The sequence below is a fragment of the Shewanella sp. Koi 1 genome (genome assembly GCF_052907445.1).
Genome location: NZ_JBREJM010000001.1, coordinates 2,169,531 through 2,189,614, shown reverse-complemented (window position 1 = coordinate 2,189,614; position 20,084 = coordinate 2,169,531). Strand labels below are relative to the sequence as shown.

The 20,084-nt window shown below is 47.6% G+C and carries 20 protein-coding genes; 7 read left to right on the top strand and 13 right to left on the bottom strand.

Annotation, left to right across the window (positions count from 1 at the left end; genetic code table 11):
• The first annotated feature begins 33 nt into the window (after positions 1-33).
• Positions 34-543 (top strand): PTS glucose transporter subunit IIA, encoded by a 510-nt coding sequence (gene crr, locus ACUZ8J_RS09695; RefSeq protein WP_011622534.1) that lies wholly within the window; start codon positions 34-36, stop codon positions 541-543.
• Positions 544-699: 156 nt separating this feature from the next.
• On the opposite strand, the gene ACUZ8J_RS09690 is transcribed toward crr, so the two are convergent.
• From ACUZ8J_RS09690 to trhO, 3 genes are all read right to left on the bottom strand, one after another.
• Positions 700-1,056: a hypothetical protein gene (locus ACUZ8J_RS09690; protein ID WP_374919190.1), complete on the bottom strand. Its 357-nt coding sequence runs from the start codon at positions 1,054-1,056 to the stop codon at positions 700-702.
• Between the two features lie 91 nt (positions 1,057-1,147).
• Positions 1,148-1,612, bottom strand: a complete 465-nt coding sequence (locus ACUZ8J_RS09685) for a hypothetical protein (RefSeq protein WP_446694927.1) — start codon at positions 1,610-1,612, stop codon at positions 1,148-1,150.
• Positions 1,613-1,804: 192 nt separating this feature from the next.
• Positions 1,805-2,797 (bottom strand): oxygen-dependent tRNA uridine(34) hydroxylase TrhO, encoded by a 993-nt coding sequence (gene trhO / locus ACUZ8J_RS09680; RefSeq protein WP_088211707.1) that lies wholly within the window; start codon positions 2,795-2,797, stop codon positions 1,805-1,807.
• Between the two features lie 271 nt (positions 2,798-3,068).
• Here trhO and ACUZ8J_RS09675 point away from each other — a divergent pair, with 271 nt between their 5' ends.
• Positions 3,069-3,740 (top strand): glutathione S-transferase, encoded by a 672-nt coding sequence (locus ACUZ8J_RS09675; RefSeq protein WP_446693697.1) that lies wholly within the window; start codon positions 3,069-3,071, stop codon positions 3,738-3,740.
• A 121-nt stretch (positions 3,741-3,861) separates the two neighbouring features.
• A complete protein-coding gene (locus ACUZ8J_RS09670) occupies positions 3,862-4,086 on the top strand; it encodes a hypothetical protein (protein WP_086903277.1) in 225 nt (74 codons plus the stop codon).
• 133 nt (positions 4,087-4,219) lie between these two features.
• On the opposite strand, the gene ACUZ8J_RS09665 is transcribed toward ACUZ8J_RS09670, so the two are convergent.
• Both ACUZ8J_RS09665 and ACUZ8J_RS09660 read right to left on the bottom strand, forming a co-directional pair.
• The gene (locus ACUZ8J_RS09665) at positions 4,220-5,977 is read right to left on the bottom strand and encodes a SulP family inorganic anion transporter (RefSeq protein WP_446693696.1); all 1,758 of its coding nucleotides are present in this window, start codon (positions 5,975-5,977) and stop codon (positions 4,220-4,222) included.
• 194 nt (positions 5,978-6,171) lie between these two features.
• Positions 6,172-6,798, bottom strand: coding sequence for a LysE family translocator (locus ACUZ8J_RS09660; protein ID WP_446693695.1), 627 nt, complete (start codon positions 6,796-6,798; stop codon positions 6,172-6,174).
• A 92-nt stretch (positions 6,799-6,890) separates the two neighbouring features.
• Between ACUZ8J_RS09660 and ACUZ8J_RS09655 the strand changes: the two genes are divergently transcribed.
• Entirely contained in the window at positions 6,891-8,249 is a 1,359-nt protein-coding gene (locus ACUZ8J_RS09655; protein ID WP_446693694.1) for an aminotransferase-like domain-containing protein, read from the top strand.
• A 128-nt stretch (positions 8,250-8,377) separates the two neighbouring features.
• Here ACUZ8J_RS09655 and ACUZ8J_RS09650 read toward each other — a convergent pair whose 3' ends face one another.
• The gene (locus ACUZ8J_RS09650) at positions 8,378-10,252 is read right to left on the bottom strand and encodes a choice-of-anchor I family protein (protein ID WP_446693693.1); all 1,875 of its coding nucleotides are present in this window, start codon (positions 10,250-10,252) and stop codon (positions 8,378-8,380) included.
• A gap of 492 nt (positions 10,253-10,744) precedes the next feature.
• Between ACUZ8J_RS09650 and ACUZ8J_RS09645 the strand changes: the two genes are divergently transcribed.
• The 3 genes from ACUZ8J_RS09645 to ilvN all read left to right on the top strand — a co-directional run bounded on the left by ACUZ8J_RS09645 (position 10,745) and on the right by ilvN (position 14,648).
• Positions 10,745-11,968: a multidrug effflux MFS transporter gene (locus tag ACUZ8J_RS09645; RefSeq protein ID WP_446693692.1), complete on the top strand. Its 1,224-nt coding sequence runs from the start codon at positions 10,745-10,747 to the stop codon at positions 11,966-11,968.
• A gap of 467 nt (positions 11,969-12,435) precedes the next feature.
• Positions 12,436-14,154 carry an acetolactate synthase 3 large subunit gene (locus tag ACUZ8J_RS09640; RefSeq protein WP_446693691.1) on the top strand — a complete coding sequence of 573 codons (1,719 nt, stop codon included), beginning with the start codon at positions 12,436-12,438 and terminating at the stop codon, positions 14,152-14,154.
• Positions 14,154-14,648, top strand: coding sequence for an acetolactate synthase small subunit (ilvN, locus tag ACUZ8J_RS09635; protein WP_011622520.1), 495 nt, complete (start codon positions 14,154-14,156; stop codon positions 14,646-14,648). The genes ACUZ8J_RS09640 and ilvN overlap by 1 nt, the downstream gene beginning before the upstream one ends.
• A 123-nt stretch (positions 14,649-14,771) precedes the next feature.
• Here the strand turns inward: ilvN and ACUZ8J_RS09630 are convergent, their stop codons facing one another.
• From ACUZ8J_RS09630 to hscA, 7 genes are all read right to left on the bottom strand, one after another.
• Entirely contained in the window at positions 14,772-15,215 is a 444-nt protein-coding gene (locus tag ACUZ8J_RS09630; RefSeq protein ID WP_011622519.1) for an Hsp20 family protein, read from the bottom strand.
• A gap of 303 nt (positions 15,216-15,518) precedes the next feature.
• Positions 15,519-15,950, bottom strand: coding sequence for a nucleoside-diphosphate kinase (gene ndk / locus ACUZ8J_RS09625; RefSeq protein WP_011622518.1), 432 nt, complete (start codon positions 15,948-15,950; stop codon positions 15,519-15,521).
• A gap of 220 nt (positions 15,951-16,170) precedes the next feature.
• Entirely contained in the window at positions 16,171-16,338 is a 168-nt protein-coding gene (locus tag ACUZ8J_RS09620; protein WP_446693690.1) for a hypothetical protein, read from the bottom strand.
• 196 nt (positions 16,339-16,534) lie between these two features.
• Positions 16,535-16,732: a Fe-S cluster assembly protein IscX gene (gene iscX / locus ACUZ8J_RS09615; protein ID WP_011622517.1), complete on the bottom strand. Its 198-nt coding sequence runs from the start codon at positions 16,730-16,732 to the stop codon at positions 16,535-16,537.
• A gap of 68 nt (positions 16,733-16,800) precedes the next feature.
• Positions 16,801-17,700 (bottom strand): 30S ribosomal protein S6--L-glutamate ligase, encoded by a 900-nt coding sequence (gene rimK, locus ACUZ8J_RS09610; protein WP_011622516.1) that lies wholly within the window; start codon positions 17,698-17,700, stop codon positions 16,801-16,803.
• Positions 17,701-17,855: 155 nt separating this feature from the next.
• On the bottom strand, positions 17,856-18,191 hold the full coding sequence (gene fdx, locus ACUZ8J_RS09605; RefSeq protein ID WP_446693689.1) for an ISC system 2Fe-2S type ferredoxin: 336 nt from the start codon (positions 18,189-18,191) through the stop codon (positions 17,856-17,858).
• An 8-nt stretch (positions 18,192-18,199) separates the two neighbouring features.
• Positions 18,200-20,062, bottom strand: a complete 1,863-nt coding sequence (gene hscA, locus ACUZ8J_RS09600; protein ID WP_446693688.1) for a Fe-S protein assembly chaperone HscA — start codon at positions 20,060-20,062, stop codon at positions 18,200-18,202.
• Positions 20,063-20,084 lie beyond the last annotated feature (22 nt).

Here is a 20,084-nt window from a genome sequence, read left to right as displayed (position 1 = left end):
TAACAACAAAAACAAGCGAAGGGGCACAGGATAATGGGATTTTTAAGCCGAATAAGGCGATTGGTATCAGGACAACCACAACTGGCTGGCGGCATTATGGTTTACGCCCCTGTGAACGGGGAAATTGTGGCCATTGAAAAGGTTCCCGATGTGGTGTTTGCAGAGAAAATTGTCGGTGATGGTATCGCCATTGCACCAAAGGGAGACACGATTGTCGCGCCAATCGATGGCACCATAGGTAAGATTTTTGAGACTAATCATGCTTTTAGTATCGAATCACCACAGGGATTAGAGCTTTTCGTGCACTTTGGCGTAGGAACCGTTGAGCTAAGGGGCCGAGGTTTTAGCCGTTTGGCGGAGGAAGGCCAAGAGGTCAAAGTGGGCGATCCTATTCTGTCTTTCGATATTGATTACCTAAAAGATCAAGTAGATAGCCTACTCACTCCCGTTGTGCTGGCTAATATGGAAGATGTGAAATACTTAGATAAGGCCCAAGGTAGCGTCACCGCAGGTAAAGACGCGATTTTTACCGTTCAGCTTTAACTGTTAGCCGCTTTACCGCCCGCTTAGGTACGATACTGGCAGTGCCCCTTGCCTGCCAGTCGCTCTCCCAGATAACCCACAGCTCTCCACGCACAACTCCTCACGAATTGACATCGCTGTTAACTCACCTGTTTTAGTCAGCGTCGATTTTCGGCATTAATAAGCCGTGATCAGGATAGACTCGTCATCCTCTGTCAGCGGCAATTGCCCCAGTTGCATCAGCTTACGTCTTAGTTCTGCAAGTTCGACAGTAAATAAAGACCCGCTTGCTTGGTTTGAACTTTGCGTCTCGGCGGCGGGAGATACATTCTTCACAATCCGCAGCGCCGCAATATCTTTATAGGAGATAGTCTTACGGACAAACACAAAATCTCGAGTATCAATTTGGCTAATCACTCGATGGGCGGCTTCATAATCCATAGGGAAATCAACATCACCCACGAGGCGTAGTTGCAGATAAACCCGATGCGCCGCCAAGATACTCAAACATTCTCGCCACTTAGTATTATTCATATTCATCCTTGAAACGCTACTGCTTACAGCTCTTTGGATTGGCAATCGTTTTTGTATTGCTAGACACTCTGCTCAATCCTGCGTGAAAGCATTAGCCTTTGGCAGATTGGCGAGTCAGCGGTCGATCCTCAAGGTGCGCCACAATAAACACCAGAAACCGAAACAGTGATTTAATTTTAAGATCGTAATTGTTATCGGGTTTTGCCGACGCGAGTTTCTGTAACGATTTGATTTTTGAGTAGGCATTTTCCACCAGCTCGGCATTCTCTTTGCCCACATACTTAGCAAACTCGGCAAATTCACCGATAAATTTCAGTGCCACTTTACGGCGATTCAGGCTAGTCAACGCTAGGCCCTCTTTGATTTTGGCCTCAAAGAGTGTGCACTCAAGCCCCTGAATGATCGACTGTTGTGGCAAACCACTGCTCAACGCATCGGCGAGGAAACCCAAATTAGCCTTTAACTCGAAGCTGATGGCCTGCTTGCCCGCCGACGATTGCTGCCAGCGGCTGCGCTCTTTATCAAAAATGTCGTATAACTCTTTCCAAATACTCATGCCCTGTCCCTGCTGCAAGATGTCTGGCATTGCGGTTCTTTGCCGAGACACGATTTTATTAAGGCAAATTTATCATAGGGTTAAAAATGCTAACACTGTTACTGAGACATTTAGTAAAAAAATGGCCCGAACATGTCGGGCCATAATGGTCATTCGTTGAGCACGCACGCGCTCAAGAGCTCAGCTAGCACTTTATTGTTTAGCTTTGTTCTTTTCAGCCGATTGCTGGCGCAGTGCTTCTTTCTTTTGACGGCGGGCTTCAATCACTTGATTCACATCGCTACCAATGTGTGCTTCGTTACGTGATTTCGCTAAGTTTACTTGGCGCTCACGTTCAACAAAACGCTTACGCTGCTCGTCTGAAATTTTATCGATACAATGTGGGCAGCTAACGCCTTGCACATAGGCTGGACTTAATTTTTCGGCTTCAGTGATCGGCATACGACAAGCATTACATTGATCGTATTGGCCTTTCTTCAAGTCATGGTCAACGGCCACGCGGTTATCGAAGACGAAACATTCGCCTTCCCACAGGCTTTCTTCTTGTTTCACTTCTTCGAGGTATTTAAGGATACCGCCTTCGAGGTGATAGACCTCTTCAAAGCCTTGCTCTTTTAAATAAGCAGTCGATTTTTCGCAGCGAATACCGCCAGTACAGAACATCGCGACTTTCTTATGCTTGGCAGGATCGAGATTCTGCTTCACATACTCAGGGAATTCTCTGAAGGTTTCAGTCACAGGATTAATGGCATTTTTAAAGGTTCCAATTTGCACTTCGTAGTCGTTACGAGTATCGACTAGGATGACTTCTGGATCGGAAATCAGCGCGTTCCAGTCCTGCGGTTTAACATAGGTGCCGACCACTTTAAGCGGATCGATACCTTCAACGCCCATGGTAACGATTTCTTTTTTCAGCTTAACTTTAGTGCGGTAGAAAGGCATTTCATCGTCAAAGGATAACTTGTAAACGATATTTTCAAGGCCATTTTGGTTATTCAGCCAAGCCAGCAGTGCATCGATAGCGGCTTGAGAGCCGGCTACAGTGCCATTAATCCCTTCATTTGCCAGCAGTAATGTGCCTTTAATCTCGGCCTGTTCCATCATGGACAGGAGTGGCTCACGCAGCGACTCAAAATGCGGTAATGAAACAAACTTATATAAAGCACAAACAACAACGTTAGACATAACACCCTCAACTGCTGGCTGGAACTTAATTTCCAGTGCATTAACTAATAGCCAGCCTAAGCCTAGGCTGGGTCGCAAAAATCGGCCGAAATTCTACCTGAGTCACAGTCAGATAAACACTGACAAAAACCAAGGTCATTGTTTATTTACAAGGCAAATGGTGGAAAAATCAGTAATAAACGCAGTATTTCTGTTTTAAAGTCACTACTATTGCCGACTTTTCCCCTGCTGTGGCGAAATCGCTTTTATGATTGTTTTAAGGAACAAGACTATGCCTTTACCCATACTCTACAGTTTTCGCCGTTGTCCTTATGCCATGCGCGCTCGACTTGGCCTATTGCTCGGCCAATGCCAGGTCGAGGTTCGGGAAATCACCCTTAAAGCCAAACCTGCACCGATGTTAGCCATATCTCCCAAGGGAACAGTGCCAGTATTGCAACTCCCCACTGGTGAGGTGATTGCCGAGAGCTTGGAGATTATGCGCTGGGCATTGACCAAGACTGACTCGCCAGCGGCGCGGCAATTACTCGGACAGACGGCGTCAGCGCAAAGCTTAATTGCTGAGCTTATTGCACAGAATGATGTTGAATTTAAACCTTGGCTGGATAAGTACAAATATGCTGACCGTTATCCTGAATTCACTCAGGCGGATTATTTCGCCAAGGCCAGCACTTTTCTTGAGCGACTCGAAGCACAGCTTGAGCAACATCCCTATCTTATCGGCCCAGCGTTAAGCCTTGCAGATTTTGCGATTGTGCCTTTTATTCGCCAATTTACGGCGGTGGATACTAAACGGGATCTGAGTGTGGAGTTTCCATGCCTGATGAACTGGTTAACGATGCTCACCAGCAGTGAAATATTTCTGCAAGCAATGGAAAAATATGTGATCTGGCAAGCTGACAATCCGCCAGTTTACTTGTTAGGAACGTCTATAAGTGAATAAGAATTAACGTTTATTTTTTATATACCCAATAGCAATCGGTAAAATGTTCGCGTAAAGCACGTAGCGCTTAGGTAAACTAACTTAATCGTTTTTAACATTTTAGGCTAAATCATCAGGATGAATGACAGGGATCAGCTACTTGGAAAATACGGATATTAACATCATTGCAATGCTCTTAGGCTTGTTTCTACTCCATTGCCTGTTTGCGCGTAGAGTCTTTAAGAGTCAAGCCAAGCTCAGCACCAATGCGAAATGGTTCTGGTGTTTACTCAGCTTATTGTTAGGCCCCGTCGGCTACTACGCCTACCACGGTTTTATTCCCCTCGATAAATTGCAAAAAGACTAAGCATTATCCTTATCACGCTTAGCGTTAAGGTGCCAATGTTAAGTTGAGATAAAAAAGCGCGGACTATGCCGCGCTTTTTCGTTATCTTCAGAATATAACCGTGTGATCAACACCAGCCATTACACATGATTCACTACAAATGACTATGCAATAACACATCATCCTCAGGCGCTTTTTTGATCACCGGCGCCTGCCCTTCGGCTAACGCTTGTTTGTAGCTTTGGTTCATTTTCAGCGCCAGATATAAATCGGGTCGGATCAAAATGCCACCCTCGCCGGACTGCATTCCCGCCTGTTCAAACCAGCCGAGCATCTGCCGTTTGCGCCCTGCTAACACTAACCGTATGCCGCGCTTCTTCAATAATTGGTGTAAATCCGCAAGCATGGCCATCACACTCAAATCTAAGTGAGTAAAACACGGGACGGCATCGATGATGATGCAATCAACGGGCTCTGGTTCACGGATAAACTTCTCCAGTAACCGACGTTTAAAGTAAGTGGCATTAAAGTAGGTTAACGGCGAGTTGAAACGATAAATAAACACGCCGGGCACAGATTTGGCCTTACCCGAATCATCCACACTGCGAATAACCCCTTTTTGGTCAAGCCCGAGTACTTGGTCGGTTGGACGCATCACTGTGGCTAAAAACTGGAATAGACCCAGTAATACCGCCAAGGTAATGCCAGGAATAACCCCAATAAACAGCACCGAAAACAAGGTCGTGCAGGCGAGTAAAAAGGCGGAGCGGTCTCTTACGCGCAGGTTCCACAGCGCCTTTAAATCAATCAATGAAATCGAAGCAATCACAAGCACCACGCCGAGCGCAGAACTGGGGATATATTTCAGTGGTGCGGTAAAAAACAGTGCGACTAATGCAATTAATACCGCCGCAATGATGGACACCAACTGGCTCTTGCCGCCGTTTGCATCGTTCACCGCAGTGCGCGAATCGGCACCGCTGACCGCAAAACCTTGGGATAAGGCTGAAGCGATGTTCGCAATCCCGAGGGCGCGAAACTCTTTATCCGCATCGATATCGTAGCCATTTTTCGCCGCAAAACTGCGCGCCGTCAGCATCATGCTCACAAAGCTCACCATGGCTAAGTTGAGTGCGGGCACCACCAGTTCACGGGCAATACCGATATCGAACGCTGGTGCTTGGAATGATGGCAAGCCCGCGCTCACCTCACCCACCACATTGATATCTAAGCTGGTTAAGTTAAAGGCCCAGACTAAAAATGCCGCCATCGCCATCGCACACATTGAAGCAGGCCATTGGGGACGATAACGTTTCACTAAGGCATAAGTCGCTAAGGTCACTACTCCCATCAGCAAGGTGGGCCAGTGGGTTTTGGTTAAATAAGAAGGTGCGCCAGATAAGCGTTCAATCAAGTAACGCTCATCGAAGGTGAAACCAAAAATTTTCGAGAATTGACCGACAATAATGGTGATCGCCACACCATTGAGCAGCCCCATCAGAATAGGTTTGGAGAGAAAGTCCGCTAATACGCCAAGGCGAAAACGGCTGGCGATTAAACACCAAAAGCCTGTCATCGCCGTCATGGTCATCACCAGTTGCCAGTGTTTCATGCTGTCGCCAGCGGCAAGCGGCGTCACCACGGCGGCAATCACGGCGCAGGTGGCGGCATCGGGGCCAACAATTAATTGTCTAGAAGTGCCAAACAGTGCATACACCAACATGGGCAGCACACAGGAGTATAAACCGACAGCGGCATTGACGCCGGTTAATTGGGCGTAAGCAATAGCAACAGGTAAAGCGACCGCCGCCACCGATAATCCCGCCCTCACATCATCCTTGAGCCATTGCTTCTCATACTGCAGCATCTGCGCCAAACCGGGCATTAACGATACTAAACTGGGAAACTTCACGCAGTAACCTCCATATACTCACTCCCAAGTTAAGAACTAACTTGCGGTGGCTAAGTATAACTAAGCCTCATTGGGATCCCCAAAAGGCCGTTACCTAAAAAAGCCACCAATATTATGTTGGTTATGGCATAAAGCCAATCCTTACGCGAGTCAGTATCCCAGAATATTTAAGGTTTTAGCGCAATTAGGTCACTTTATCGCAGGATCATAGGTAAGGACACCAACAATAAACTGCCCATAAACCAGTTAAAATGGCGTCGACGTTTATCCGTATTGAGCTTTTTACTGATAGCCGCGCCGACAAACACCCAAGTAAAGGATGCGGGAAATCCCACCAGATTAAATACCAGCACGCCCAATACCGCACTGAGCCAAAAACCATCGCCCCCTAAGGTAAACGCGCTGCAAAGGGTAATGGTCGACATCCAGGATTTGGGATTAATCCACTGAAACAGCGCCGCCTCCATCAAACTCATCGGCTTACGCCCTTCATCCAATTGCGCCGCCTTTACGGGAGAGGTCACTAATCGATAGGCAAGATGCAGTAAATACAGCAATGCCGCGTATTTCAACGCTTGGTGCAACATCGGAAACGTCTCAAACAAAGCACCAAGGCCGAGTAATACCGACAGATGCAAAGAAGTCGAGCCTAAGCGGATCCCCGCGATATGTGGAATAGTGCGCATCACCCCGAAATGGGCACCTGAGCTGGCGAGTAAAATATTATTCGGCCCGGGAGTCATGGTCATGGTTGCACAAAAGAGTGCTGCTGAGGCCATTAATGCCCAGAGTTGTGGATCATTGACAAGTTGAATATCCATGAACACCTTAAATTGTACGCATACAATATTTGACAATAAACGAGACAATTAATAATATAGATAGCTTTATGGAGATCAATGGATTTATTGTCATGGGTACAATTTGGACGCCAGATCTAGAGGCATTTACAGGTCCTAAATATCAACGTCTGGTCAGTGCGATCGAGCAAGGCATTTTGTGCAAGGCCCTTCCCCATGGCACGAAACTTCCGCCACAGCGGCGTTTAGCCGATGCACTAGGGGTGACCATAGGCACTGTCACTCGGGCCTATGCTCTAGCGGAGCAACGCGGTTATGTCGAAGCGCGTATCGGTGATGGTACTTATGTCAACGCCTCTCCCGTGCCAGAGCTTAATCATTTGCAGCTCAATATGGCGACTTGTCAGCAACCGCTGACGGATCAAATAAGTACGCTGAGTGATTGCCTAAGCCAACTGGCTAAGGATCCGGCTAAACTGAGTCAACTCCTTGGCTATCGCGCCAGCCCCTTAGATCAGCATCAACAGATATTTCACCACTGGCTTGCGCAACGCGGCATTGAGCAACACCCAGAGCAATTGATCTTTACCCATGGTGGGCAACAGGCCATTTTTGCCTGCCTTAATGCTTTCCTGGCCAAGGGCGAGGTACTCCTGCACGAGCAGTACAGCTATCCCGGAGTGCGTATTTGCGCTAAACAATTGGGTATCAATAGTATTGGCGTACCGTTAACCTCTGACGGGGTCGATCTGGCAAGATTCGAGGCCTTAGTACAAATCCATCAACCTAAACTGGTGTACTTAACCCTCAACAATCAAAACCCCACCTGTATTCAATACAGTGAGCAACAGAGAGAAAAACTGTTGGCACTCGCGGAGCAGTACCAGTTTTATATCATTGAAGATGATGTGAATTATTGTCTCCCCGAGGAATGGCATCCTCCGCTTTGGCAGTTAGCTCAGACGCTGAATGTGCCGAGGGTCATTTACATTTCAAGCCTGTCTAAGCTGTTTTCAGGGGGCTTAAGGCAAGGTTTTATTTTAGTGCCCGAGCCGCTTATCGCGCCATTGCGCCTCGCCATTCATAGCCAATGTTGGATGGTTTCGCCGCTCAATGTGGAGCTCGCCTGTCAGCTTATCAAGCGCGGGCACATCACGGCCAATCGCGATGCGATTATTCGCGAGCGTCAGCAGCAATGCATAGCATTAGGTGACAAGCTGGGGTTAACTCAACGCTGGCGGGGTTTAAATGGCTGGATCCAGTTACCCGAAGACATTAAAGCCCATCATCTGGTGACCGCCTTAGCGGCAAAAGGCGTGCTGATCCGTAATGGGGATGACTTTAACTGCCATGACAACTTTATCCGATTAAGTTTAGGTGGCGCCGAAAACGATACCCAATTCCAGCTTGCGCTCGACTGCATCGAATCCACCTTTAACGCACTCAAGCAACACGCCTATTCGGTCGTATAGCAGTTCATTTTCGCGTTAGAAAGCGGCCAAAAAGAAACGCCAGAGTGATGCTCTGGCGTTTCTAGCTTGATCACAAGCATTTCTTGCGTTGGAATTTAACGTTATGGCAGCTTGAACACAAGCTATGGCTATTGCACCTTGATTTGGTACACGCTGGTTGTACCACTGACTTCATTACCAATGATCAACAGAGGCTGACCATTAGGGCTCTTCTCTGCACTCACAAACTTCATGCCTTCTGGCCCTAAATCTCCCGCTAAACTGGCATCGCCTTTCACTTCGCCTGTGTCCGTATCTATGCTGAAATCTGCCTCAAAATCACGGTTTACCACATAATCCACAAAATGCACGTCGAAGGGATTCGTCACGTCGTAAATCATAAAGCCAGAGGTACGTTCAAGCCCGATAAAGGCATAGAGTTTTTGACCAATTTTGCCTAAAGCTAAGGCTTCTGGCTCAGGGCCTTTATCGTCACTACGACTATCGCCTTTGTTTTCTTCATTGTTATTGTTGAAGTTATTGCCTAACAAGGCTGCGGTGATCCGCTCAAAATCGCTGCCACTGTCAAACACCTGTTGACCATCGGCTGTCCAGATTGAGAAAGAACGCGCGCCGAAGCTCACGATTTTGTCGTAATCGCCGTCGTTATCGTCATCACCCATACTCTTAGTCACTTTCAAACGGGCTAATTGGGTCTTATCTTTTGCGGCGGCAAATTGTGGATGATTAGGATCTAAGGTTAAGTCACCGGCGCGGGCTTCCTCCGAAAACCCAGCATAATCGCGGGAATCCCCTTCGTTAGCGGTGACAATAAAGTCAGTATTATTCCAACGGTAACTCGCTACGGTATCGGGTTGATACATGCCATACACGCCCGCATAGGCCTGAAGGTTAACCATATCGTCCTTGTCACTTGCATCAATTTTATTCACATCAAGACCATAATCCTTCAGTCCTAAGGGTAAAATCTTTGCTACTTTGGCATTGGCGATATCAATCACTGCGATGGCATTGTTCTCCTGCAAGCTCACAAAGGCACGGCTGTTATCGGGGCTGACACTGATATACTCAGGCTCTAAGTCCTGCGCGACAGTGGCCATAGGGCCATTAATTTTAATGTCCTTAGTGATTTCATTGTAGCGAGCATTGCCCTGATTAAACTCGGTGAATGTCACTCGCGTCGCCGTTGCTGCGGGTTTACCATCCGTAATGGCGATAATGGCCACACTGCCTTCAGGGTCGATACTATAATCTTGATTTGGTTCACCTTCATTCGCAACGAGTACCGTTTTGCCATCATGACTAAAGACGACGTTATCCGGTAATGCACCGACTTCAACCGCGCTAAGATACTGCGGTGTCTCATTGCCATTGAGTTGGTAGAAAGCCACATAGCCATTGGCTTGAGTCTTATTGCCGGCTGCATCGCCGCGCTCAATGGCCGCCGCTAACAAGTTACCAGAAATACTGACACTGTTAACGCTGCCCATAAAACTCAAGCCCACATCCTTGGCGACATCCAGCTCAGCTAGCTTATCAAGATTATTCAAGGCTAATGGCGCAGTTGCCTTAGCAGCGTTGCTGAGCAAGTTAGCGTCGATAATGTCGACCTTACCGCTTTTCGCATTAACAACAAAAATTCGCTGAGAAGCACTGTGGTATTCAACAATTTCAGCAGCGCTCAGGCCATAAGTGCCTGTTTGATGACGGCCGATCAGCTCCGCCGACACTCCCGCAGATTGGGGTTGGCAAATAAATTGGGTTTGCGCCGCATCGATTTCAGTCTCTTCCAACTGGCCATTACGATTTGTATCGAGCCCTGTATCGATGCGTTGACCACCAGCGGGACAGTTTGCATCACCTATAGCGAGTGCAGTCACGTTAACTAATGAATTTAAGCCGTTCTCCCCCTGCTCACCATTGGTACCGTCATCACCATTACAGGCACCAAGGAGTAAACTTGCCAGTATCGCACCGGCCAGCGGCAGTCGTTTTGTGTTCATTGCATCATTCCTGAATGTGTTGTTATTAGTCGTAGGGTTAAGCTAAAGCCCATTAAACTAATCCGCATTCAAGACGGTTAGATGACATACAGATGACACTGGAGTGACAATCTCAGTCGAATGAATGACGCTAAGGCGTGCCTGAGCACATCAATGCAATACAAGGACATAAAATCCATTTTGGTTACAATTTAAGTGTAAAGATATCGTCATCGAGATTGGCTTATTTGCCTGAGCGTTTTACTATGTTATGCCTTAATATCCTTAGACTCGATACAAAGCCGAGGACTTAAATCAACTGTGCCTATGACGGTTGAGAGACTCTTCGCCGGCCACTCATTTCTTCCCTATACTCCTCCAATCTTCATGGCGAAATTACGCTATGGTAATTGAGGCAAAATGAGTCGCCATTAGGCAAAATTGTTACCCTACAATTTTGGTTTCGAGTGACATAACACATAATATCGCCTTCTTTCGCCACCCGAGGTAACTGTGGACCCACAACCGTCAAGCTATCCGACTAAACCGAGCAGCATTCCCCACTTGGCACTGCTGATCCCTATGCTCGCCGCCATCGTCGCGATCACGCCGCTCGCGATCGACATGTATTTGCCCGCTATGGCAACACTTGCCCAGAGTTTTCATACCGATATCACCCTAGTCCAACAATCCTTGAGTGTTTACTTAGGAGGCTATGCCCTCGGCATGCTGTGTTTTGGCCCCCTTGCCGACCGTATTGGCCGTCGCCCTTTGGTAATAATGGGCATCTCAGGCTTTATGTTAGTCAGCCTATTGCTCGGCTTAGCCGAACAGATTGAAGTGTTTTTAGGCCTGCGCTTTTTACAAGCCTTTATCGGCGCAGCGGCCACTGTGGTTGTCCCTGGGTATATCAAAGAAGTCTATGGTGAAAACACGGCTAAAGGCATGTCTTATGTCAGTTTAATCATGATGTTAGCGCCATTATTAGCCCCAAGCATCGGCAGCCTTATCCTCGAGCTTGGTGAATGGCATTTGATCTTCTTTATCCAATCGGCCTATGCCATGTTGTTGCTGTTGTTGGTCATTACTCTGTTGAGAATGCCCAGCGATAAAGATCAGAGTAGCCGGAGTCAAAAATCCTTTTTAGGGGCTTATGCGACGGTGTTTTCACGTCCCGGCGTTAAATTAAATATTGCCAGCGGTGTACTCACCTCCTTTGCGTTTTTCTGTTATTTAACCGCATCGCCCTTTGTCTATATGGAGGTTTTCTCCTTAGACAAATCCTTATTTGCCCTACTCTTTAGTACCAATGTGGGCGCGCTGATGCTAGCAAATATTATCAATACCCGAATTGTGGGCCGTTATGGCTCGCTAAGAATGCTGCACGTATCGACCTTCTTCGGTGCGCTGGCGGCGGTCGGTTTACTGGGGGTGAATTTACTGGGGCTCAGTTATCACTTCACCGTGTTGATGCTTATCCCACTTATGGGCAGTCTTGGTATCATGTCGGTCAACGCCGATGCCATTGTTCTGATGAAGTTTAAGCAGGAAACGGGCACGGCCACGGCGGTAATTGGCACCTTACGATTTGGCTGCGGCGCCTTAGCCGGGCCATTACTCGCGCTGTTTTATAATGGCACCGCAGTGCCCTTCTCGGCATTAATGCTGACGGCGGTATTGTTGGTGGGATTCTGTCAATTTAACCGTTCGACTCATCAAGCTAAGCCGAAGGAGTGATGGCATCTTTATGCCACCTAAACCAAGCAATTATGGTTTGCCTCACTTTTGTAGTTGATTTGTAACAGATTAAGCGTTCTCTAAATAAACGGCACTTAGGTAATATATAGTACCTTGGGTGCCGTTTTTCATTGTAAATCAGCTAACCCATTCTAATTAAACTAATTAAATAAAATGACCCCACACAAAAACTCCCGTTTCATGAGGGTTTATCGCGCCTAAACATGAAATTGTTTCAAGTTGGTTATTTTTTACATAAAAGCCTTGAAATGTGTTCTTTTTTGAATATGATGAAATTCTGTTCATTGCAACAGCTGCTGCATCCAAAGGGATGAGCGCTTGAAATCGATGATTTCAAGCTCAGCAATCGGAGTCTGAATTACCCTTCAGGCTTATTTTTAGAGCGATTACCGTCGCTGTAACAAGATACTGTTTACCGTAACGGTACTATGCAATAGGAGTTTCACATGGAGAAGTTATCCGGCGCCAGCATGATTGTGCGATCCCTTATCGATGAAGGTGTAAAGCACATATTTGGTTACCCTGGCGGCTCAGTGTTAGATATCTACGACGCCCTGCACCTTATCCCCGGTATTGAACATATTCTGGTTCGTCACGAACAAGCCGCCGTGCATATGGCCGATGGTTATGCCCGTGCCACGGGTAAAGTGGGCGTGGTACTCGTGACCTCAGGCCCAGGTGCCACCAATGCTATTACCGGCATCGCCACCGCCTATATGGATTCAATTCCATTAGTGGTGTTATCTGGCCAAGTACCGAGCAATTTAATCGGTAACGATGCGTTCCAAGAATGCGACATGATTGGGATTTCACGCCCAGTCGTCAAACACAGCTTTTTAGTACAAGATCCCACTCAAATTCCTGAGATCATTAAAAAAGCCTTTTATATTGCCTCCACGGGTCGCCCCGGCCCCGTGGTTGTCGACTTGCCAAAGGATTGCCTCAATCCAGCATTACTGCACGACTATATTTATCCCGAGAGCATTAAAATGCGCTCCTATAATCCAACGACATCGGGCCATAAAGGTCAAATTCGCCGTGGATTACAGGCATTACTCGCCGCGAAAAAACCTGTGCTTTATGTGGGTGGCGGCGCCATTATCTCAAGCAGTGAAAAGCAAATCTTAGCCCTAGCGGAAAAGTTAAATATCCCCGTTGTCAGCACCTTGATGGGGCTTGGCGCCTTCCCTGGCACCCATAAAAACAACTTAGGAATGCTGGGGATGCACGGTCGTTATGAAGCCAACATGACCATGCATAACTGCGATCTTATCTTCGGGATTGGTGTGCGTTTCGATGATAGAACCACCAACAACATCGAAAAATACTGCCCTAATGCCACCATCTTACATATTGATATCGACCCTTCATCGATTTCAAAAACCGTACGAGTGGATATCCCCATCGTTGGCTCTGCCGATATCGTATTAGACAGCATGCTAGCCCTGCTCGAGGAGTCGAAGGAGAGCAACGATAGCGAGGCAATTAATCAATGGTGGCAAGAAATCACTGTGTGGCGTAACCGCAACTGCTTGGCATACGATAAGGAAAGCAACCGGATAAAACCACAGCAAGTAATTGAAACCCTTTACAAACTCACTAATGGTGAGGCCTATGTCGCCTCGGATGTAGGCCAGCATCAAATGTTTGCCGCGCTCTATTATCCCTTTGATAAACCTCGTCATTGGATTAACTCCGGTGGCCTTGGCACCATGGGCTTTGGCTTACCCGCTGCTATGGGAGTCAAAATGGCAATGCCGGACGAAACCGTTGTGTGCGTCACGGGCGATGGTTCGATTCAGATGAATATTCAAGAGCTTTCAACCGCTCTGCAATACGATACGCCGGTTAAAATTATCAACTTAAACAACCGTTTCCTTGGCATGGTGAAACAGTGGCAGGATATGATCTACTCGGGTCGCCATTCCCATTCCTATATGGATTCGGTCCCCAACTTTGCCAAAATTGCCGAAGCCTATGGCCATGTTGGCATGACGATTAGCGATCCTGCTGAGCTTGAGTCTAAGATGGCCGAAGCCCTTGCCATGAAAGACAGACTGGTATTTATCGACATTATGGTGGATGAGACTGAGCACGTGTATCCAATGCTTATCCGCGGCGGCGCGATGAATGAAATGTGGTTAAGCAAAACGGAGAAATGCTAATGCGTCGAATTATATCTGTATTACTCGAAAACCAATCCGGCGCCCTATCCCGTGTTGTCGGCCTGTTTTCCCAGCGCGGCTACAACATCGAAAGTTTAACTGTGGCACCAACCGATGATAACACCTTATCGCGCCTCAATATTACCGTAGTAGCCGACGAGAAAGTGCTAGAGCAAATCGAGAAACAGCTGCACAAGTTAGTCGATGTGCTTAAGGTGTCGAATGTCACCGAATCGGCTTATATTGAGCGGGAGTTGGCACTGGTTAAAGTCCGCGCCCAAGGGGAATTACGGGAAGAAATTAAGCGCACCGCCGATATCTTCCGTGGGCAGATTGTCGATGTCACCGCCAATCTCTACACCATTCAATTGGTGGGCACGACCGAGAAACTCGATGCCTTTATTCACTCCATGGGTGAAGTGACCAAAGTCGTTGAAGTATCGCGCTCGGGCGTTGTGGGTCTGGCCCGCGGCGAGAAAGCAATGAGAGCATAGCCCCATTAACCCTATGTGAGCTTGCCATCGCAAGGCTTTGACATAGACCTCATGGGATTTTAATTGGTGAGATAACAATAAGGGGAGCACTAAGCTCCCCTTCTCTATCCGTGCGATTCTGGATTAGGATTGACCATCTAATAGGCGCGAGGTGGTGATTTCAATCTTGCGTGGTTTTAACGCTTCTGGGATTTCACGCACTAAATCAATGTTCAATAAACCATTCTCTAAACTGGCACCCAATACGGTCACATAATCCGCCAGTTGGAAGGTACGTTCAAACCCGCGCTCGGCAATACCTTGGTATAGGTATTTACGCTCGGTTTGGCTCTCGGCCTTATTGCCTTTAACCAGTAATTTCTCACCTTCGCTACTGATCTCAAGCTCTTCCATCGAGAACCCGGCCACGGCCATAGTAATGCGATAACGATTTTCGCCAAGGAGTTCAATGTTATATGGAGGATAACCTGAGTTGCCATTATTCGCGGCAGCATGTTCTGCCATCTGGGCTAAACGATCAAAACCAATAGCACTACGGTAAAGAGGAGTTAAATCATAAGTACGCATATTCATATCCTTGTCTTAAGCAATATGGAAAGTGGCGAACGTTTTTCAATTGAAAACGCATTTACCTCGCCTAAATTAACTTCTGTCCTAGCGGCACAGAATCGATTGGGATCCTCATCGAGCGATCCTGCAATAGATATAAGGATAGGAAAGCGGATTTCAAGTAAGGTTTTTAAAATTTTTTAAAAACTGAATAAAAATAATCTGTTACTAGCATTAAACACTTTATCTTTGCCGTAATGAGCAAAATGCCGCCAATAAAAAAGGAGCCCTTAGGCTCCCTTCTTCGGTCTGGCACTCAGATTAACGAGTACGTGGACACAGTTCTTCAGCACTGAAGAAGTAAGCAATTTCACGTGCTGCTGATTCTAAAGAATCAGAACCGTGAGCTGCGTTTTCGTCGATGCTTTGAGCGAAATCAGCACGGATAGTACCAGGAGCCGCTTGAGCTGGGTTAGTTGCACCTAAAATTTCGCGGTGAGCTAAAACAGCGTTTTCGCCTTCTAATACTTGAACCATGATTGGGCCAGAAGTCATGAAAGCAACCAGAGCACCGAAGAAGCCACGCTCGCTATGCTCAGCATAGAAACCTTCAGCTTGTTCTTTAGTCAGGTGTAACATTTTAGCTGCAACGATCTTCAGACCAGCAGTTTCAAAACGGTTGTAGATTGCACCGATGTGGTTTTTAGCAACTGCATCAGGCTTAATGATAGAAAATGTGCGTTCGATCGCCATAACAAGCTTCCTTTGTCAGCAAGTTTGAAAAATTCGCGCGGATTATACGAAATTTAAAAAACAAATCCTATCTTTAAAGCAAATAAGTCTGAGATATTGCGCACATTGGCTGGATTTGTAACCAGATTGATCACACAAAAACGCCAGACCTGTCATTCGACTGGACTGGCGAAAGGATAACAACACAACTAAATTGGCATATTTGCCAAAGACTCAGGGGTTATTTTTTATTTTTTGCCCAAATGCTCGCCCACGCAATCAACGCGACCAAAATAATGGCAGAGGCTAAATCGAGCAAATGATGGAAGATACCAACGCCACCATGACCAGGATGAGCCCATGCCAAGGCGGGTAACAGTGTGAATAACAAAGCAAACAAAAGTTTCATGTAAACATCCTTGCGTAGCCAGAATAACATTAAGCGCTTAACCACTTAACTGATACATAACAAGGTACGTCATTCACTTAAAATGAATTTGATGCCGATCAAACTCCTACAAAAATCCCCTTTTAGTGATCACTAAATGTGACAATTGTCACGTAAGTACGGTTTTTGCGGGACAAGATGCCCCATGGGGCGATGGTTATTTCTCTTCAATCCAGCATTGCTGAATGGCTTCTAATATCCGCTCATTACAATGCTTAGGATCGTCATCAAAATCATCGAGGGCTAATACCCACTCATATAACTGAGTAAAATGCAGCTTGTGGGGGTCAACCTCAGAATGCTTCTCCAGCAATTCTAAGGCGATATCTAATGAGTCAATCCACTTTAACGACATCTGCTCCCCCTTGTGCCATCTGCAGCTAAACCTTGCTCTCCTGAGTGTAGCTTAAGAACGCGTTAACTCTACGCTTGAGTGGGCTTTTTTGCCTTGAGGGCGTTCTTTTCAACAAACTCAATAATGGCACCGGCAACATCTTTTGCGGTGGCGCCTTCAATCCCTTCGAGGCCTGGCGAGGAGTTTACTTCCATCACCACAGGGCCATGATTTGAACGCAGTAAATCGACACCCGCCACATTGAGGCCCATGGTCTTGGCTGCACGAATTGCGACTGAACGCTCTTCAGGGGTCAGTTTAACTAAACTTGCGGTGCCGCCACGGTGTAAGTTTGAGCGAAACTCTCCAGGCATGGCTTGACGTTTCATCGCTGCAATCACTTTATCACCCAACACAAAGCAGCGAATGTCGGCGCCATTGGCTTCTTTAATGTATTCCTGCACCATGATGTTGGCTTTTAATCCCATAAAAGCTTCAATCACGCTCTCAGCCGCTTTACGGGTTTCGGCTAACACCACCCCAATGCCCTGCGTGCCCTCAAGCAACTTGATCACTAACGGCGCGCCGCCCACCATGTCGATAAGATCTGGAATATCGCTCGGCTTATTGGCAAAGCCAGTAATTGGCAAACCGATACCACGGCGTGACATCAACTGCATCGACCGTAACTTATCGCGGGAGCGCGAAATGCCGACGGAATCATTGAGCGCATACACGCCCATCATCTCAAACTGGCGCAGCACAGCTGAGCCATAAAACGTAATAGATGCACCAATACGCGGGATCACCGCATCAAAAGGCGGCAATTCTTCTCCACCAATATGGATGCTCGACTGACGCATATTGATGTTCATATAGCATTCGAGCGGGTTGATCACTTTGACTTCGTGACCACGTAATGTCGCAGCCTCAACGAGTCGCTTTGTGGAATATAGCTCAGGCCCTTGCGATAGGATCGCGATTCTCATTTTGGTCTCCGACAACCATTTCATTTTGAGCGCATCATACGCTCGGATTAGGATAAATCAATCATGGCAATTATTGCTTGCGCAAATGCTGGGCGCCAGAAGCCAAAAACCAGTCACATGGACTGGTTTTTGACGATATCATCGCATCGGGTTGATTAACCTTCGCTCACCATATTCACAGTGTACTTCGGAATTTCAATCACCAGATCGCTATCGACAACTTTGGCTTGGCAAGACAAGCGGCTCTCAGGCTCAAGTCCCCATGCCTTATCGAGCATATCATCTTCAAGCTCATCGCTTGACTCTAACTCATCAAAACCTTCACGCACGATGCAATGGCATGTAGTGCAGGCGCAGGATTTTTCACAGGCATGCTCAATATTGATGCCGTTACGCAGCGCCACATCGAGAATCGTTTCACCTACTTTGGCTTCCAACACTGCGCCATCGGGACATAACTCAGCATGGGGAAGAAAGACTAACTGGGGCATCACATCACCTATATGTTGTCAATTGACTGACCCTTAAAGGCCACTCGAATAGAATTGTCCATACGCTTCGCGGCGAAATCCTGAGTATGTTCATCAAGGACTTCAATCGCTTGCTTAATCGCATCGGCATCATCACCACGGGCAATTTCGGCAAGTTGCGCCATGACTGAATCAATCTGCTGACGCTCATCACTTGTTAGCAGGTCGCCATCTTTTGCAAGCGCCGCATTTAACGACTCAAGTACCCTTGCCGCCTCTACTTGCTGCTCGGCCAGCATACGACGACTAATGTCTTCCTTCGCATGCTTCATCGAGTCCTTGAGCATAGTCGCGATCTCTGTATCCGATAAACCAAACGAAGGCTTCACTTGAATACTCGATTGCACGCCGGTGGATTTCTCCATCGCGGTGACGCTGAGCAACCCATCGGCATCGACTTGGAAGGTCACACGAATATGGGCTGCGCCCGCCGCTAACGGGGGAATACCTTTAAGCGTAAAGCGTGCGAGTGAGCGACAATCATCGACTAACTCACGCTCGCCCTGCACCACATGGAAGGCCATCGCCGTTTGACCATCCTTAAAGGTGGTAAACTCTTGGGCGCGGGCCACTGGAATCGTGGTGTTACGAGAAACCACTTTTTCCACTAAACCGCCCATGGTTTCAATCCCTAATGACAAGGGGATCACATCGAGCAGTAATAATTCAGACTCGGGTTTGTTACCGACCAGAATATCGGCCTGAATCGCCGCGCCAATCGCAACTACGCGATCTGGGTCGATAGAGGTTAATGGCGCCTTACCGAAAAAGGCTTCAACCTGTTCACGCACTAATGGCACGCGGGTTGAACCACCTACCATCACGGTTTCTAACACTTCATCAGCCGTTACGCCCGCATCACGGAGGGTACGACGACAGCTGGCGATGGTTTTCTTCACTAATGCGCTGATTAAGTTATCAAATTCAGCTTTGGTCACGACTTGCTTGAGCACAGTGCCATCGGCAAGTGTCAGGCTCGCTTCGACGTCACTCGCATCGGTTAAGGCTTCTTTCACGCGGCGCGCTTCAATCAATAACTGACGGCTTAGCTGCGGATCAAGGTTCGTCAATTGCCATACTTGCTGCATATGTGCCTGCAACAGATGGTCAAAGTCATCGCCGCCCAGCGCCGAATCGCCGCCCGTGGCCAGCACTTCAAAAACGCCGCGATTTAAACGCAGAATAGAGATATCAAAGGTACCGCCGCCGAGATCGTAAATCGCGATCACACCTTCTTGCTTAGAATCTAACCCGTAGGCGATTGCCGCCGCAGTAGGCTCGTTTAGCAGGCGCAATACTTTAACACCGAGCAAAGACGCGGCATCTTTAGTCCCTTGACGCTGCGCATCATCGAAATACGCCGGCACAGTGATCACGACACCCTGCAGTTCGCCACCAAGGGTTTTCTCGGCGCGTTCAACCAGAGGACGTAAAATCTCCGCCGACACTTGCACCGGATTCACTTGCCCTTGAGGCGTAACAAACAGCGGTAAACCGTTTTCACTGGCTTCAAACTGGTATGGGAACGCTTGCTCACCAGATTGAATATCCGTGAGGCTGCGGCCCATAAAGCGCTTGACCGATACGATAGTGTTTTTTGGATCCTGCGCAGAACTTAACGCCGCCACCTGACCGACTTCAATGCCATCTTGAGTGTAACGGACGATAGAAGGTAAAGAATGCTGTCCATATTCATCGGGTAAGGTCGCCGTTACGCCGCTGCGAACTGCGGCCACGAGGGAATTAGTGGTACCTAAATCGATGCCAACGGCAAGTCTATGTTGGTGCGGCGCGGCGCTTTGTCCGGGCTCTGCAATCTGCAAAAGGGCCATATGTATCCAACTTAGTAACGCC